At 74.9% G+C, this 15,861-nt stretch carries 9 protein-coding genes and 1 pseudogene; 5 read left to right on the top strand and 5 right to left on the bottom strand.

Annotation, left to right across the window (positions count from 1 at the left end; all coding sequences use genetic code 11):
- Positions 1-114 precede the first annotated feature (114 nt).
- The 3 genes from ACZ5GH_RS28470 to ACZ5GH_RS28480 are packed head-to-tail and all read left to right on the top strand — an operon-like array spanning position 115 to position 8,983.
- Positions 115-7,410, top strand: a complete 7,296-nt coding sequence (locus ACZ5GH_RS28470) for an amino acid adenylation domain-containing protein (RefSeq protein ID WP_464335663.1) — start codon at positions 115-117, stop codon at positions 7,408-7,410.
- Positions 7,407-7,592: an MbtH family protein gene (locus ACZ5GH_RS28475; protein WP_387757565.1), complete on the top strand. Its 186-nt coding sequence runs from the start codon at positions 7,407-7,409 to the stop codon at positions 7,590-7,592. The genes ACZ5GH_RS28470 and ACZ5GH_RS28475 overlap by 4 nt, the downstream gene beginning before the upstream one ends.
- Positions 7,589-8,983 carry a DHA2 family efflux MFS transporter permease subunit gene (locus ACZ5GH_RS28480; RefSeq protein ID WP_464335664.1) on the top strand — a complete coding sequence of 465 codons (1,395 nt, stop codon included), beginning with the start codon at positions 7,589-7,591 and terminating at the stop codon, positions 8,981-8,983. Before ACZ5GH_RS28475 ends, ACZ5GH_RS28480 begins: the two co-directional genes overlap by 4 nt.
- 87 nt (positions 8,984-9,070) lie before the next feature.
- On the opposite strand, the gene ACZ5GH_RS28485 is transcribed toward ACZ5GH_RS28480, so the two are convergent.
- From ACZ5GH_RS28485 to fhuB, 5 genes and pseudogenes are all read right to left on the bottom strand, one after another.
- Entirely contained in the window at positions 9,071-9,265 is a 195-nt protein-coding gene (locus ACZ5GH_RS28485) for a DUF397 domain-containing protein (protein ID WP_464335665.1), read from the bottom strand.
- Positions 9,262-9,447 carry a DUF397 domain-containing protein gene (locus tag ACZ5GH_RS28490; RefSeq protein ID WP_464335666.1) on the bottom strand — a complete coding sequence of 62 codons (186 nt, stop codon included), beginning with the start codon at positions 9,445-9,447 and terminating at the stop codon, positions 9,262-9,264. Before ACZ5GH_RS28490 ends, ACZ5GH_RS28485 begins: the two co-directional genes overlap by 4 nt.
- Positions 9,444-10,259 carry a helix-turn-helix domain-containing protein gene (locus ACZ5GH_RS28495; protein WP_464335667.1) on the bottom strand — a complete coding sequence of 272 codons (816 nt, stop codon included), beginning with the start codon at positions 10,257-10,259 and terminating at the stop codon, positions 9,444-9,446. The genes ACZ5GH_RS28490 and ACZ5GH_RS28495 overlap by 4 nt, the downstream gene beginning before the upstream one ends.
- Positions 10,260-10,326: 67 nt before the next feature.
- Positions 10,327-11,460, bottom strand: a pseudogene (gene fes / locus ACZ5GH_RS28500) (enterochelin esterase); the annotation flags it as partial.
- A gap of 10 nt (positions 11,461-11,470) precedes the next feature.
- The gene (gene fhuB / locus ACZ5GH_RS28505; RefSeq protein ID WP_464335668.1) at positions 11,471-13,648 is read right to left on the bottom strand and encodes a Fe(3+)-hydroxamate ABC transporter permease FhuB; all 2,178 of its coding nucleotides are present in this window, start codon (positions 13,646-13,648) and stop codon (positions 11,471-11,473) included.
- Positions 13,649-13,765: 117 nt separating this feature from the next.
- Here fhuB and ACZ5GH_RS28510 point away from each other — a divergent pair, with 117 nt between their 5' ends.
- Together ACZ5GH_RS28510 and ACZ5GH_RS28515 are read left to right on the top strand one after the other, a co-directional pair.
- Complete coding sequence (locus ACZ5GH_RS28510) at positions 13,766-14,785, top strand: ABC transporter substrate-binding protein (protein WP_387757573.1); 1,020 nt, start codon at positions 13,766-13,768, stop codon at positions 14,783-14,785.
- A gap of 26 nt (positions 14,786-14,811) precedes the next feature.
- On the top strand, positions 14,812-15,594 hold the full coding sequence (locus tag ACZ5GH_RS28515; protein ID WP_464335669.1) for an ABC transporter ATP-binding protein: 783 nt from the start codon (positions 14,812-14,814) through the stop codon (positions 15,592-15,594).
- Positions 15,595-15,861 lie beyond the last annotated feature (267 nt).

Raw genomic sequence — 15,861 nt, forward strand, 5'->3', positions numbered from 1 at the left:
GCGTCTCCGGATTGTCAGGGGCCCGGCCGTAAGGGGCCGTTGACCAGATCATATGAAGTTAGATTAGGCTAACCTAAGTAAGGCGTTCCGGATCCCCGAGGAGCTCTCCACCCCATGCCTGCCGCCGAAACCCAGATCGCCGACAGCCAGACCGCCGACATCCCCCTGCTCGCCGCCCAGGCCGCCATCTGGTACGCCCAGGCCCTCGACCCCGCGAGCCCGGTCTACAACACCGGCGACGCCGTCGAGATCACCGGCCCGCTCGACGAGGACCGGTTCGAGCAGGCGCTGCGGCAGGCGGTGGACGAGGCGCAGGCGCTGAACGCCGTCGTCGTCACCGGCCCGGACGGCACGCCCCGTCAGCGGCTGCTTCCCGGCCGGCACTGGCCGCTGCACCGCCTCGACCTGCGCGCCGCCGCCGACCCGGCCGCCGAGGCCGAGGTCTGGATGCGCGCCGACCTCGCCCGCCCGGCCGACCTCGCCGAGGGCCCGCTGTTCACCCACGCGCTCATCCGGCTCACCGAGGACCGCCGGGTCTGGTACCGCCGTATCCACCACCTCGCCGTCGACGCCTACGCGTTGACCCTCCTCGGCGAGCGGGTCGCCGCCCTCTACACCGCCCGCACCACCGGGGCCGAACCGGCCCCGAGCCCCTTCGCCGGACTCGCCGAGGCCGCCGCCGAGGAGGCCGCCTACCGGGAGAGCGCGGAGTACGAGGCCGACCGCGCCCACTGGTCCGCCCGGATGGCCGACGCCGACACCCCGGCGACCCTCCCGGGCACCGCCGAGCCCACCACCGGCGACCAGGGCGGCGGCATCGACAACGGTGCCACCCGCACCCCCGGCGACAACGGCACCCCCGGTACCCCCGGCGCCACCAACGCCGCCTCCGGCGCGTCGATCCGCCTCACCGCCGACCTGCCCGCCGGCACCCGCGACCGCCTGGAGCGCGCCGCCGGAGCCGTCCGCGCCACCTGGGCCGAGCTGCTCCTCGCCGCCGCGGCCGGCTACCTGCACCGCCTGACCGGCACCCGGGACGTCGTCCTCGGCCTGCCGCTCGCCAACCGCCGCGGACCGGCCGCCCTGCGCACCCCCGTCGCCGCCGCCAACGTGCTCCCGCTGCGCCTCGCCGTCCGTCCCGCCGACAGCGCGGAGGCCCTGCTGCGCGCCGTGGTCCGCGAGCTGCGCGCCGTCCGCCGCCACCAGCGCTACCCGCTGGAGGACCTGCGCCGCGACCTCGCCCGCACCGGCGACCGCCGCGCCCTGTTCGGCCCGATGGTCAACATCAAGGCCTTCGAGAGCGACCTCGACCTGGCCGGCCTGCCCGGCACCGTCCGCAACCTCGCCGCCGGCCCGGTCGACGACCTCGCCCTGAACGTCTCACCCGGCCCGGACGGCGCGCTGCGCCTGGTCATCGACGCCGACCCGGCCCGCTACGGCGCCGCCTCGCTGGCCGCCCACCGCGACGGGCTGCTGCGCTACCTCGACGCCCTCGCCGACCAGTTGCTCACCGACCCGCAGGCGCCGATCGCCCGGATCGACCTGCTCGACCCCGAGGGCCTGCGCCGCGCCACCGAAGGCCGTACCGAGCCCGCGGTCGAGCGGACCGTTCCCGAGCTGTTCGCCGCCCGGGCCGCCCGCACCCCGGACGCCGTCGCCGTCCGCTCCGGCACGGCCGCACTGACCTACCGGCAGCTCGACACCGCCGCCAACCGGCTCGCCCAACGGCTGACCGCCCTCGGCGTCCGGGCCGGCGCGCCGGTCGCCATCGCCCTGCCGCGCGGCACCGACACCCTGGTCGCGATGCTCGCCGTGCTCAAGGCGGGCGGCGCCTGCGTCTCCCTCGACCTCGCCCACCCCGCGCAGCGCCTCGCCGCCGTGCTGGCCGACGCCCGCCCGGTCTGCGCGATCGGCACCGCCGACTCCCTCGCCGGGCTCGACCTGCCCGCCGGCCTGCCGACCGTCCGGCCGGACGAGGCCCGGGGCGGGGGCGAGCCCCAGGCCGCCCCGCCCGCCCCGCAACCGGGCCAGCCCGCCTACGTGTTGCACACCTCGGGCTCCACCGGCCGCCCCAAGGGCGTGGTGGTCACCCACGCCTCGCTGGCCAACCTGTACGCGGGCCTCGGCGAGGACCACATCGCCCCCGCGGTGCGCCGCACCGGCCGGGACCGGCTGCGGGTCGCCCACAGCGCCTCCTTCGCCTTCGACGCCTCCTGGGACCCGGTGCTCTGGATGGTCCACGGCCACGAGCTCCACCTGCTGGACGACGCGACCTACCGCGACCCGGCCGCGCTCGCCGCCCACCTCGACCGCGAGCGCATCGACTACCTCGACCTCACCCCCTCCTACCTCGAAGTCCTGCTCGCCGAAGGCGTCCTGGACGAGGGCCGGCACCGCCCGTCCGTCCTCGTGGTCGGCGGCGAGGCCACCCCGCCCGCCCTCTGGCAGCGCCTGACCGCCGTCCCCGGCCTGCACCCGGTCGACCTCTACGGCCCGACCGAGACCACCGTCGACGCCTACGCCTGGACCCCGGGCCCGGACGGCGCCCCGCGCGGCCGGGTGGTGCGCGGCTCCCGCGCCTACGTCCTGGACGGCTCGCTGCGCCCCGCGCCCGACGGCGTCACCGGCGAGCTGTACGTGGCCGGCGCCTGCCTGGCCCGCGGCTACCTCGGCCGCCCCGACCTCACCGCCGAGCGCTTCCTCGCCGACCCGTTCGGCCCGCCCGGCGCCCGGATGTACCGCACCGGCGACCTCGCCCGGCGCCGCCCCGACGGAACCCTGGAGTTCCTCGGCCGGGCCGACGACCAGGTGAAGATCCGCGGCTTCCGGATCGAGCCCGGGGAGGTCGCCGCCGTCCTCGCCGAACTGCCCGGCGTTGCTCAGGCCGTGGTGATCGCCCGCCCCGGCCCGCAGGGCAAGCGGCTGCTCGGCTACGCCGTCCCGGAGAGCGGCAGCACGCCCGACCCGGACGGGCTGCGCGCCGCGCTGGCCGCCCGGCTGCCCGCGCACATGGTCCCGGCGGCCGTCCTGCTGCTGGACGAACTGCCGCGCACCGCCCACGACAAGCTCGACCACCGCGCCCTGCCCGAGCCGGCCGCCGCCGCGACCGAAGACGCCGCTGCGGCCACGCCCCGGGAGGAGCTGGTCTGCGGCCTGTTCGCCGAGGTCCTCGGCCTGCCGCGGGCACCCGGCCGGGACGCCTCCTTCTTCGACCTCGGCGGCCACTCGCTGCTCGCCGGCCGCCTGGCCGCCCGGCTGCGCGACACCTTCGGCGCCTCGGTCGGCTTCGCCGACGTGTTCCGGCAGCCGACCCCGGCCGGCCTCGCCGCGCTGCTCGGTGAGGCTCCCGTCGCGGGCGCGGGCGCGGAGGCCGAGCGCCGTCCCGTCCCGGTGCCGCGTGCCGAACGGATGCCGCTCTCGCCCGCCCAGCGCGGCCTCTGGTTCCTGCACCGCCTCGAAGGCCCCAGCCCCACCTACAACATCCCGCTGGGGCTCACCCTCACCGGTCCGCTCGACCGGCACGCGCTCACCCTCGCGCTCGGCGACCTCGTCGCCCGCCACGAAGTCCTGCGCACCGTCTACGGAGAGGAGCCGGACGGCACGCCGTACCAGCGCATCCTGCCCCCTTCGCCCATCGAACTGCACGACGGAGCAGGCGGGTTGGCGGAGGCCGTCCGGTACGCCTTCGACCTGGCCGCCGAACCGCCGCTGCGCGCCACGCTGTTCGCCGAAGGCCCCGAGCGGCACACCCTGCTCCTGCTGCTCCACCACATCGCGAGCGACGGCGCCTCCACCACCCCGCTGCTGCGGGACCTGGCCGCCGCCTACACCGCTCGGACCGCCGGTCAGGAACCCGAACTGCCGGAGCTCACTCTCCAGTTCGCCGACCACGCGGCCTGGCAGCGGGAGCGGCTCGGCACCGCCGACGCCCCCAGCCCGCTCGCCGCCCGGCTGACCGAGCACTGGCGTACCGCACTCGCCGGACTGCCCGACCAGCTGGAGTTGCCCCTCGACCGCCCCCGCCCGGCCGTCGCCGGCCACCGGGGTGCCACCGTGCCCTTCGCGCTCGGCGCCGAGGCGCACGCCGCCCTGGCCGGGCTCGCCCGGGCCGCCGACAGCACCGTCTTCATGGCCGTCCAGGCCGGGCTCGCCGCGCTGCTCACCCGGCACGGCGCCGGCACCGACATCCCGGTCGGCACCCCGGTGGCCGGCCGCGAGGACGAGGAGACCGCCGCGCTGGTCGGCTACTTCGTCAACTCGGTGGTGCTGCGCACCGACACCTCCGGCGACCCGACCTTCCGCGACCTGCTGGCCCGCGTCCGGAGCACCGTGCTCGCCGCGCACGAGCACGGCGAACTGCCCTTCGACCGCCTGGTCGAGGAGCTCAATCCGGCCCGCTCGCTCGCCCGCCACCCGCTCTTCCAGGTCATGCTCGCCTGGCAGAGCCGACCGGACGAGCCGATCGCCCTGGGCGGCGGCCTCACCGCCGAGATCGCCGCGATCCCCAGCGGCACCGCCAAGTTCGACCTCACCCTCAACGCCGGCGAACTGCCCGGCGGCGGTATCGGCGGCTTCCTGGAGTACCGCACCGATCTCTTCGACGCCGCGACGGTGGCTGCTCTCGGGGATCGCCTGACCAGGTTGCTGACCGCCGCCGCGAGTGCTCCGGACACCCCGATCGGCCGACTGCCGCTGATCAGCGAGGAGGAGCGGCAGCGCGCCCTGGTCGAGTGGAACGGTGCCCCCGCCGGCTCCGGTCCGAGTGCGCCCGTCGGCTCCGCCCCGAGCGCCACCCTGCCCGAGCTGTTCGAGGCGGCCGCCGCCGCCAACCCGCTGTCCGTCGCGGCGAGTTACCGCGACGAGCAGCTCGACTACACTGAACTCGCCGCCCGTGCCGACCGGTTGGCCCGGCTGCTGGCCGCCGAGGGTATCGGCCCCGGCACCATCGTCGCGCTCGCCCTGCCGCGCTCGCTCGAACTGGTCGTCGCCCTGCTGGCGGTGGCCAAGTCCGGCGCCGCGTACCTGCCGCTCGACCCCGACTACCCGGCCGACCGCCTCGCCTACATGCTGGCCGACGCGGCGCCCGCCGCCCTGCTCACCGACCGCGTCACCGCACCCCGGCTGCCCGCCCACGAGGTGCGGCAACTGCTGGTCGACGGGCCCGAGTCCGCCGCCTTCCCCGCCACCCCGCTGGCCCAGCACGAGCGCACCCGCCCGCTGCGGGCCGACGACACCGCGTACGTCATCTACACGTCCGGCTCCACCGGTCGCCCCAAGGGCGTGCCGGTCACCCACCACAACGTGGTCCGGCTGTTCGGCGCCACCGCCCACTGGTTCGGCTTCGGCGCCGAGGACGTCTGGACGCTGTTCCACTCCTACGCCTTCGACTTCTCGGTGTGGGAGCTGTGGGGCGCCCTCCTGCACGGCGGCCGGCTGGTCGTCGTCCCGCACCTGGTCAGCCGCGACCCGGCGGCCTTCCTGGAGCTGCTCGCCCGAGAACGGGTCACCGTGCTCAACCAGACGCCGTCCGCCTTCTACCAGCTCAGCGCCGCCGACCGGGACCGCCCCGGCAGCGAACTCGCCCTGCGCTACGTGGTGTTCGGCGGCGAGGCGCTCGAACTCGCCCGGCTGGACGACTGGTACGACCGGCACGCCGAGGACGCACCCACTCTGGTCAACATGTACGGCATCACCGAGACCACCGTGCACGTCTCCTACATCGCCCTCGACCGGGCGAGCGCCGCCGCCGGGAGCAGCAGCACCATCGGCGTCAACATCCCCGACCTTCGGGTCTACGTCCTCGACCAGCACCTCCAGCCCGTCCCGCCCGGCGTCACGGGTGAGATGTACGTGGCCGGGGCGGGCCTGGCCCGCGGCTACCTCGGCCGCCCCGAGCTGACCGCCACCCGCTTCGTCGCCGACCCGTACGCCGGACTGTTCGGCGAGCGCGGCACCCGGATGTACCGCTCCGGGGACCTCGCCCGGCGCCGCACCGACGGCGTGCTGGAGTACTTCGGCCGCGCCGACCAGCAGGTCAAGCTGCGCGGATTCCGGATCGAACTCGGCGAGATCGAGGCCGTGCTGGCCGCCCATCCGGCCGTCGCCGACGCCGCGGTGGTGGTCCGGGAGGACGTGCCGGGGGACAAGCGGCTGGTCGGCTACGCGGTGGGCACCGCCGAACCGGACGAGCTGCGCGCCCACGCCGCCGCCGGACTGCCCGTCCACATGGTCCCCTCCGCCGTGGTGCTGCTCGACCGCCTCCCGCTGACCGCCAACGGCAAGCTCGACCGCCGCGCCCTGCCCGCCCCCGAGACCCCCGCCACGGGCGCCGGCCGCCCGCCGCGCACCCCGCGCGAGCAGCAGCTGTGCGAACTGTTCGCCGAGGTGCTGGGCGTGGCCGCGGTCGGCGTCGAGGACGACTTCTTCGCGCTCGGCGGGCACTCGCTGCTGGTCGTCCGCCTCGCCGGGCGGATCCGCGAGGTGCTCGGCCTGGAGGTCGGCATCGGCGCGCTGTTCCAGGCGTCCACCGTGGCCGCCCTGGACGCCGCCCTCGCGGCGGGCGCGCCGGACACCGACGCCCTGGACGTGCTGCTCCCGCTGCGGCCGGTCGCCCCCGGCCGGCAGCGCCCGCTGTTCGCGGTCCACCCGGCCGGCGGCCTCAGCTGGTGCTACACCGGCCTGATCCGCAACCTGCCCGGCGAGGTGCCGATCTACGGCCTGCAGGCCCAGGGCGTCGGCGCCGCCACCGCCGGCCTCCCCTTGCCGGGATCGCTGGAGGAACTGGCCGCGCACTACGCCGACCGGCTGCGCGAGGTCCAGCCCGAGGGCCCGTACCGGCTGCTCGGCTGGTCCACCGGCGGGATCATCGCGCACGCGGTGGCCGTCCGGCTCCAGGAGCTGGGCCAGGAGGTCGAGCTGCTCGCCGTCCTGGACGCCTACCCGGCCGAGGGCTTCCGCGAGCTGCCCGTCCCCGACCAGGCCGAGGCACTGGAGGCGCTGCTCACCATGGGCGGCTTCGGGCCGGCCGACCTGGCCGGCCGGCCGCTCGAACTCGCTGCCGTCACCGAGCTGTTGCGCCGCGAGGGCAGCCCGCTCGCCGGACTCGACGACGCCACCGTGGCCGCGCTGAACGAGATCTACCTCAACACCAACCACCTCGTCCGGGGCTACGACCACCGCCGCTTCGAGGGCGACGTGCTGTTCTTCCGCGCCACCGTCGACACCATCGACGACACCCTGGTGCCCGAGCTGTGGGAGCCGTACGTCTCCGGCCGGATCGCCAACACCGACGTGGCCTGCTCCCACAAGGACATGACCCTGCCCGCCCCGATCGCGCACATCGCGAGCGTGATCGCCGACCACCTCGCCGACCTCCCGAAGGCGACCGACGATGGAGAAGACCACCGATGAGTGACGCCCCCGCCAACCCCTTCGACGCCGACGGCGAGTTCCTCGCGCTCGTCAACGCCGAGGGACAGCACTCCCTGTGGCCCGTCTTCGCCGCCGTCCCGGCCGGCTGGAGCGTCGCCCACGGCCCGTGCGAGCGAGCGGCCGCCCTGGAGTGGATCAGCGCGCACTGGACCACCCTGTGACCCCTCCGGCAGTCGAGACCCCGGCGCGCCCCCTGCTCGCGGGGCGCGCCGCGGTGGTGGTCGTCTACACGGCCGCGATGTGCATGAACGGCCTGGACTCGACCATCGTCAATCCGGCGCTGTTCAGCATCGCCGAGGACTTCGGCCGGCCCGTCTCGGCGGCCAACGCGGTGGAGACGGCCTTCCTGGTCGGCCTCGCCCTCGGCCTGCCGGTGGCCGGCTGGCTCGGTGACCGGTACGGCGTCAAGCGGGTCTTCCTCGGCTCGCTCGCTGCCTTCACCCTCGCCTCCGCGCTCTGCGCGGCGGCACCCGGCCTGGGCGCGCTGTCCGCCGCCCGGGCCGTCCAGGGGGTGGCCGGCGGGCTGCTCACGCCGGTCGGGATGACCCTGCTGTTCCGGGCCTTCGCCCCGCACGAGCGGGCCGGCCTCGGTCGCGTCCTGATCGTCCCGACCGCGCTGATGCCCGCCCTCGGGCCGCCGCTCGGCGGCTTCCTCACCGAACACCTCTCCTGGCACTGGCTGTTCCTGGTCAACGTGCCGATCGGGGCCGCGGCCGTGGTCATCGGGCTGATCGGCCTGCGCGGCGCCGAGGAGCCCCCGGCCGGCCGCTTCGACACCACCGGCTTCCTGCTCGCCACCCCCGGCCTCGGCCTGCTCACCTACGCCCTCGGCTTCGGCCCGGCGCACGGCTGGACGTCTCCGGGCGTGGCCCTCGGCGGACTGCTCGGCCTGGCCCTGCTGGGCGCCGCCGTACGGCACCAACTGCGCGCCACCGAACCGCTGGTGGACCTGCGGCTGCTGGCCGACCGGACCTTCGGCGCGGCGAGCTGGCTCGCCCTGCTGACCTCGGCCGGGCTGATGGGCGCGCTGTTCGTGCTGCCGCTGCTCTACCAGGCGGCGCGCGGCGCCACCGCCCTGGACGCCGGGCTGAGCGTCTTCCCGGAGGCGATCGGCCTGATGGCGGCCTCCCAGGTGGTCGACCGCCTGCTGCCCCGCCTCGGTCCGCGGCGGCTCGCCCTGCCCGCGCTGCTGCTGGCGGCGGCTGTCCTGGCCGCCCTGGGCTTCGCGGAGAACCCTTGGGCGGTACGGGTGCTGATGTTCGCGGTCGGCCTGATCCTGGGCACCGCCGTTCTCACTGTCCAGATCGCCGGCTTCGCCGACGTCCCCGGCCCCGCCATGGGCCGCGCGATGGGCCTGTTCACCATCCTGCGCACCCTCGGCGGAGCCCTCGGCATCGCCGCCACCGCGGCGCTGATCGGCGCCCTCGGCGACACCACGGGCGCCGGCCCCTACCGGCTCGCCCTCCTGCTCACGGCAGCCCTGGTCGCCGCCGGGGCCCTCCTGGCCCTCCACCTCCCGGCCGAAGCCCCGGGCCCGCCCCCAGAGGACTGAGCACCCACTAGGCAGCGACCCGGCCGGAACCCCGGCCGGGTCGCTGTGCGTGTCGCCTGATCCACCAGGCCGGGGGCGATGCGCCGGTTACCTTCCGGGGCCCTTGTCCCGGGCGAAGCTCACGAAGTCGGCCCAGGCTTTCGCCGTGAAGGTGAGCTGGGGGCCGGTCTTGTCCTTGGAGTCCCGGACGCGGACGGTGCCTGTGGTGAGGGCGACCTCCACGCAGGCGCCGCCCTCGGTGTTGCTGTGGCTGGACTTGAACCAGGCCGGCCCGATGCTCATTGGTTGTTTGCGAACTTGCCGATGAAGTCGGCCCAGGCCTCGGCCGTGAAGGTGAGCTGGGGGCCGGTCTTGTCCTTGGAGTCGCGGACATGGACGGTGCCCGGGGTGTGGGCGACCTCGATGCAGGCGCCGCCCTCGGTTCCGCTGTGGCTGGACTTGAACCAGACCAGTTCGGTGCTCATAGCTCCTCCGCCAACTTGGCGATGAATTCCACCGAGGCCTCCGGGTTGAGGGCTCGTTGAAGGATCATTGCATGGCGTTGGCTCAGGAGGCTGACCTTCCCGGGCTCTGAGTGGAGCAGGCCCATCGCCTGTCCTTCCTCGTACGCCAGCCGCTGGTGCTCTTGGCTGTCGAGAAGGATGAAGGGGCCGTTCAATCCCGGGTGCGCTCCCGCATCGGGTACTACCTGGATGACGATGTGGCGTGCTTCGCCGACGGTCAGCAAGTGGAGGAGCTGGCGCTTGTGGGCCTCTCCGGTGCTGAGGGGGTTCCGTAGCGGTGCCTCACCGATCAGGAAGTTGAACGACTTTGTCTGGGTCGTCAGAACGGTTTGGCGTGAGAGTCGCGCGGCAACACGCTCCTCGATGGTGTCGTCATCGAGCGGCGGCCAGTGTGCGTTGAGAAGGGTCCGAGCGGTCTCCTCGGTTTGGAGGAGACCCGGAACGAGCAGCATTTCGAACCAATGGACGACGACGGCCTCGGCCTCGTAACGCATGTACTCCTCGGCAAAGTACGGATACTTCTCGGGCAGCAGGAACTGCGCTCCCGCTGACAGAATCCCCTTCGCATCGCACATGTCGTCCGCCACCTGCAGCAGGTGCATCGACGGCTTCCGTCGCCCCGCCTCCATCGACCGTAGGCTCTCGATGCCGTACCCCGCCTCGGTGGCCAGGTCCTCACGGCTGATGCCGGCCCGGGTCCGCCAGAGTTTGATCTGGTTGCCGCAGTACCGCCACGACATCGGCGGCGGCGTGGCGGGCGAGGACGCGTTCATGGGGGACCTCCAGACCGATCGGTGCGAAGTTCGACGCTAGACGCCCGATGGCCTGGAGGTATGCGAATCAGCCCGAAACCATCCCCCCGGGTGACCCCAGCAGGTGCGCCAGCCCGTCCGCCAGGCCTCCGCGCCAGCAGGCGTAGTCGTGGCCGCCGTTGAACTCGCGGTAGGCGAGGTCGTAGCCGCGGGCCGTGAGGACGTCGCGCAGGTGGCGGTTCTGGGCGAGGAGCATCCACTCCTGCAGACCGACCTCGATCCAGAAGCGGGCCGGGCGCCGTTCGTCGGCAGCGAAGCGGCGGGTCAGCCACTCGCTGCCGGCGTCGAACTCGGTCTCGTCCGGCCACCAGAAGGAGCCGGACTGGGAGAGCGCGTTGCCGAAGCGGTTCGGCCGGTGGTAGGCGGCGTACGCGGCGGTCAGTCCGCCGGCGCTCTGGCCCGCGATCACGGTGGCGGAGGGATCGGTGGTCGCGCCGAACTCCGCCCCGGCCCACGGCAGGAGGCGGTCGGCGAGGAGGTCGACGAAGGCCGGGTTGCAGCTCAGGTCGTCCGGCCGCTGAGGGCCCATGGTGTGGACGAGCAGGGCCACGGTCGGCGGGATCGCGCCGTCCGCCGTCAGGTTGTCGAGGGTGTCGCCGACGGACAGCACCTCGCCCCATATCTCGCCGTCCAGCAGCACCGCCACCGGGTACGGCCCGCCGTCCGGGCGGTGCCCGGCCGGAAGGTGGACGTCCACCCGCCGCCCGGCCACCGTGCGGGCGAGCGTCCGCCCGCGCGGCACCCCGTCGCGCCGCGCCACGTACGGCTGCGCGGGTGCGTCGGGCAGGCTGAGCACCGAGGCGGGGTGGCGGCCGTCGCGGGCCGGCAGCCGGGGCTCGGTGTCGTGCGGGTCGGGGCGGGCGTGGTCGAGGACGCGCAGCCAGTCGGGGCGGGTGGTGCCGGGGGCCTCGCCCCGGAACGGGTACAGCTGGTAGGAAGCGCGGTGGTCGGCACGCAGCCGGTAGGTGATCGCCCACGTCCCGTCCTCCCGGCGGGACATCAGATGCGGTGTCAGGTCTCCGGCGTGGCGGTCCTTGTCGGTGACGGTGTGCAGCAGTGCGAGCACGCCGTCGCAGTCGGCGTCCCGGTGGGTGAAGGTGACCAGGCGGTAGGCGGGGTCGTCGGGGTCGGGGGCGATGAACGGGGTTTCCACAGCAGTGACTCCAAAAGGCTTAGGCGGGGCTGCCCTTGCGGCCGAGCAGTACCCAGAGCAGGAAGGGACCGCCGAGGACGGTGGTGACGATGCCGACGGGGATCTCCACCCCGGCGAACAGCACCCGTCCCAGGGTGTCCGCGAGCACGACGAGCAGGGCTCCGGTCAGTGCCGAGCCGAGCACCGGCACCCGCGCGGGCCCGGCCAGCCGACCGGCGATCACCGGTGCGGCCAGCGCCACGAAGCCGACCGGCCCGCAGACGCCGACCGCCAGCCCGGCCAGTGCGACGGCCAGCAGCAGGCAGGCCAGCCGGACCCGGCCCGGGTCGACGCCGAGCGCGGAGGCGACGCTGTCGTCGAAGCGCAGCACGGCCAGCCGCCGGGCCACCACGAGGGCGAGCGGCACCAGCACCGCCAGCCCGATCAGCACGGGCGTGGCGACGGCGAGGTCCCGGCCGTTGAGGCTGCCGTTGGTCCAGATGTACAGCGAGCTCGCCGAGTTGAGTGAGCGCCGGGCCATCGCGACCTGGATGACGGCCGAGGCGAGCGCCGACATGGCGAGCCCGACCACCAGCACCCGGTAGCCGCGCGCGCCGAGCCCGCCGGAGGCCAGGGTGACGACCAGGACGGCGACCAGCGCGCCGAGCGGTCCGGCCCACCAGGCGCCGAAGGTGCCCGCGGCGCTGGCGGAGATCAGCACGGCGGCTGTCGCGCCGTCGTTGACGCCGAGGAGTTCGGGGGTGGCCAGGCGGTTGCGGGCGAGGGTCTGGGTCAGGCAGCCGGCCAGGCCGAGGGCGGCGCCGGCGGCGAGCCCGGCGACGATCCGGCCGAGCCGGAACTTCTGCACCAGCAGCACGTCCAGGCGGTCGCCGTAGCCGAACACGGCCTGGAAGGTGCGGGCGAGGCCGAGATCGCTCTGCCCGGCGTGCGCCGAGACGACCACGGCGGCCAGCAGCGCGGCGGCCAGGCCGAGCGAGGCCAGCAGCGCCCGGTGCGGCAGCAGCAGCGACCACGCGCCGTAGCGCAGCGTCAAGTCGGGTTTCGGCGGCGCCGGTTCACCCCGGCGCGGGGGAGGAGCGGACGCGGGCGGGTCGGCCATGGCCAGGGCGGCGGAGCGCCGGGAGCGGACGATCGCGATCAGGGCCGGGGCTCCGATCAGCGCGACGATCACCGACACCGGCGCCTCGAAGGGCCGGGCCACCACCCGGGCGAGCACGTCCGAGCCGGTCAGCACGGCGGCGCCGAACAGCGCGGCGAGCAGGGTGAGTCGGCCGACCCGGGGGCCGGCGAGGGTGCGGGCGAGGAAGCCGGAGAGCAGTCCGAGGAAGGCGACCGGCCCGGCCAGCGCGACCGCGGAGGCGGTCAGCAGGGTGACGGCGACGGCGACGGCGGCCCGGGTGGCCCCGGGGCGGTGGCCGAGGCCGCGGGCGAGGTCGTCGCCGAGGGCGAGCGCGGTGAGCGGCCGGGTGGTGAGCGCGGCGAGCAGGAATCCGGCGCCGAGCACCGGGGCGAGCTGGCGCAGCGTCGTCCAGCCCTCCACCCCGGCCAGCGAGCCGAGCACCCAGACCCGGTACCGCTCGTACGCCTCGGGGGAGTTGACGATCAGCACGTCGGTGAGGCCGCGGAAGATCGCCGCGACGGCGGAGCCGGCGAGCACCAGTCGCATCGGTGAGCCGCCGCCCCGGGTGCTGGCGACCAGCAGCACCACGGTGCTGGCGAGCACCGCCCCGCCGAAGGCGAAGGCGAGGTAGCCGAAGGAGGTCTGCACGCCGAGCACGGCGATGCCGAGCACGACGCCCAGCGAGGCGCCGGCGTTGACGCCGAGCAGGCCGGTCTCGGCCAGCGGGTTGCGGGTGACGGACTGCAGTTGCGCGCCGGCGACGCCGAGCGCGGCGCCGACCAGCAGGGCGGTGAGGGTGCGCGGCAGCCGCAGGTCGCCGACGACGAGGGCGAGTCGGCCGTCGGCGCGGGCGCCGTCTCGGTTCAGCAGATAGTCCAGCACCCGGCCGGGGCCGACCTCGCCGGCGCCCACCGACAGCGACAGCGCGGCCAGGGCGAACAGGAGCACCACCGCCGCCGTGACGGCCGGCCAGGTGGGGCGGGTGCCCTCGGGCCGCCGGCTGCGCCCGCCCGGTGGCGGCGAGTCCGGCGCGGTGGCGGGGGGCGCCGGGTGGACGCCGGCTTGCGACAATGTCATAAGGTAAGGCTAACCTAATGACCGAGCCCGTCCCGAGGGGCACCCGTGGGGCACCCCGCCCCGCCGAACTGCCCGGATGCCGCTCAACTCCCGTACCACCGTTGCCCGGAGGCACTCATGCCGTTCGCCCGTCGCCCGCTCAGCCCCGTCCGCCGCCGTGCGGCCCAGGCGCTGGCCGTCACCGGGGCGGCCGCGCTCCTGCTCACCGGCTGCGGTTCCTCCGGCTCCTCGTCCTCGGGTTCGTCCGCGGCCGCCTCCCCGGCGGCGGACGCGGCGGGCGGCGGCAACGGCGGCAAGCGGACCGTCAAGGACGCCACCGGCAAGGCCGTCGAGGTCCCCGCCGAGCCCAAGCGGATCGTCACCCTCACCCAGGAGGACCTGGACGCGGTGCTCGCCCTCGGCGTCAAGCCCGTCGGCATCACCAACGGCCAGGGGCTGGCCGAGCCGCCCGCCTACCTCAAGGACAAGGTGCAGGGCGTCCCGGTGGTCGGCAACCTGCTCCAGCCCGTGATGGACAAGGTGATCGCCGCCAAGCCCGACCTGATCCTGGCCGGCGACATGCAGGACGAGCAGGTGCTCAAGCAGCTGCGCGAGATCACCCCCGCCACGCTGGTCACCATGGCGCCCACCGACGACTGGAAGCTCGCCTTCCGGGGCATCGGCAACGCCGTCAACAAGCTCGACCAGGCCAACAAGGTGATCGGCGACTACGAGGCCAAGGCCGCCAAGGCGGGCGGCGAGCTCACCGCGAACAAGGGCGCCGCGGTCTCCATCGTGCGCTGGAACCCCACCGGCCCGAGCTGGATGGAGAAGAAGCAGTTCGCCAGTGGCGTCGCCCTGGACATGGGCCTGACCCGCCCGGCCGCGCAGGACAAGGACGGCAACGCCCACAGCCCGGCGCTCAGCCTGGAGAAGCTGGGCGAGATCGACGGCGACTGGCTGTTCCTGTCCACCCTCACCGACGACGGAAAGGCCGCGCTCAAGGACGTCCAGTCCAAGCCCGCCTACCAGGGCCTGGGCGCGGTGAAGAACAACCACACCGTCACCGTGGACGGCTCGGTCTGGTCCACCCGTGGCGGCCCGCTCGCCGCCGACGTCGTCATCGGCGACTTCGCCAAGGCGCTCGGCGGCAGCTGAGCGCGCGCCGGCGAGGGGGAGCTGCCATGGAGTTGACGATCGAGGGACTCAGCGCCGGCTACGGGCCGGGGCGCCCGGTGCTCGGAGGCGTCGACCTGACCGTCCCGGCCGGGCGGGTGGTCGCCGTGGTCGGCCCGAACGGCTGCGGAAAGTCCACCCTGCTGCGGGCCGTCGCGCGGTTGCACCGGCCGGACGGCGGGCGGGTGCTGGTCGGCGGCGAGGACGTGTGGCGGCTGCGCCCGCGCCAGGCCGCCCACCGGATCGCGCTGCTGCCGCAGAGCCCGCAGGCGCCGGAGGCGGTCACCGTCGGCGGGCTGGTCCGCTACGGCCGCCACCCGCACCAGGGGCTCTTCCGCCAGTGGTCGGCGGAGGACGAGCGGCTGACCGCCGAGGCCCTGCGCGCCACCGGCGTGGAGGACCTCGCCGACCGCCGGCTCGACCGGCTCTCCGGCGGCCAGCGCCAGCGCTGCTGGCTGGCCATGGTGCTCGCCCAGGACACCCCGGTGGTCCTGCTCGACGAGCCGACCAGCGCGCTCGACCTCGGGCACGCGGTGGAGGTGCTGGAGCTGGTCCGCCAGGTCGCGGCGGGCGGGCGGACGGTGGTCATGGTGCTGCACGACCTCGCGGCGGCCGCCCGCTACGCGGACCTGCTGGTCGCGCTGCGGGACGGCGCGGTGGTGGCCTGCGGGCCGCCGCGCGAGGTGGTGGACGCGCCGCTGGTGCGGGCGCTGTACGACATCGACAGCCATGTGCTGGCGGCGCCGGGCGACGGCGCTCCGGTGATCGTGCCCCGGGCGCCGCTGGGCTGACGGGACGGCCGGCGGGACGGCCGGCGGTGTGGCCGGCGGTGTGGCCGCCAGGGCGGCCGGCGGGGCGAGGGACTGGCGGGGCGACTGCGTGGGGGCAGCCGCCCCGCCCTGCTGTCCGGGCGCGGGTCGCTGTTCTCCGCCGCGATCTTCGATCACCCGTTCGAGTGGTTTGAACTCTGCATGTCAGGGCCCAGGTTCACCCCGCCCGTCGCGTTGTCAGTGGGCCTCGCTACGTTCCTCGCATCGCTGGTCAGCAGGCGATCGACA

This window comes from Kitasatospora sp. Xyl93 (genome assembly GCF_055383135.1).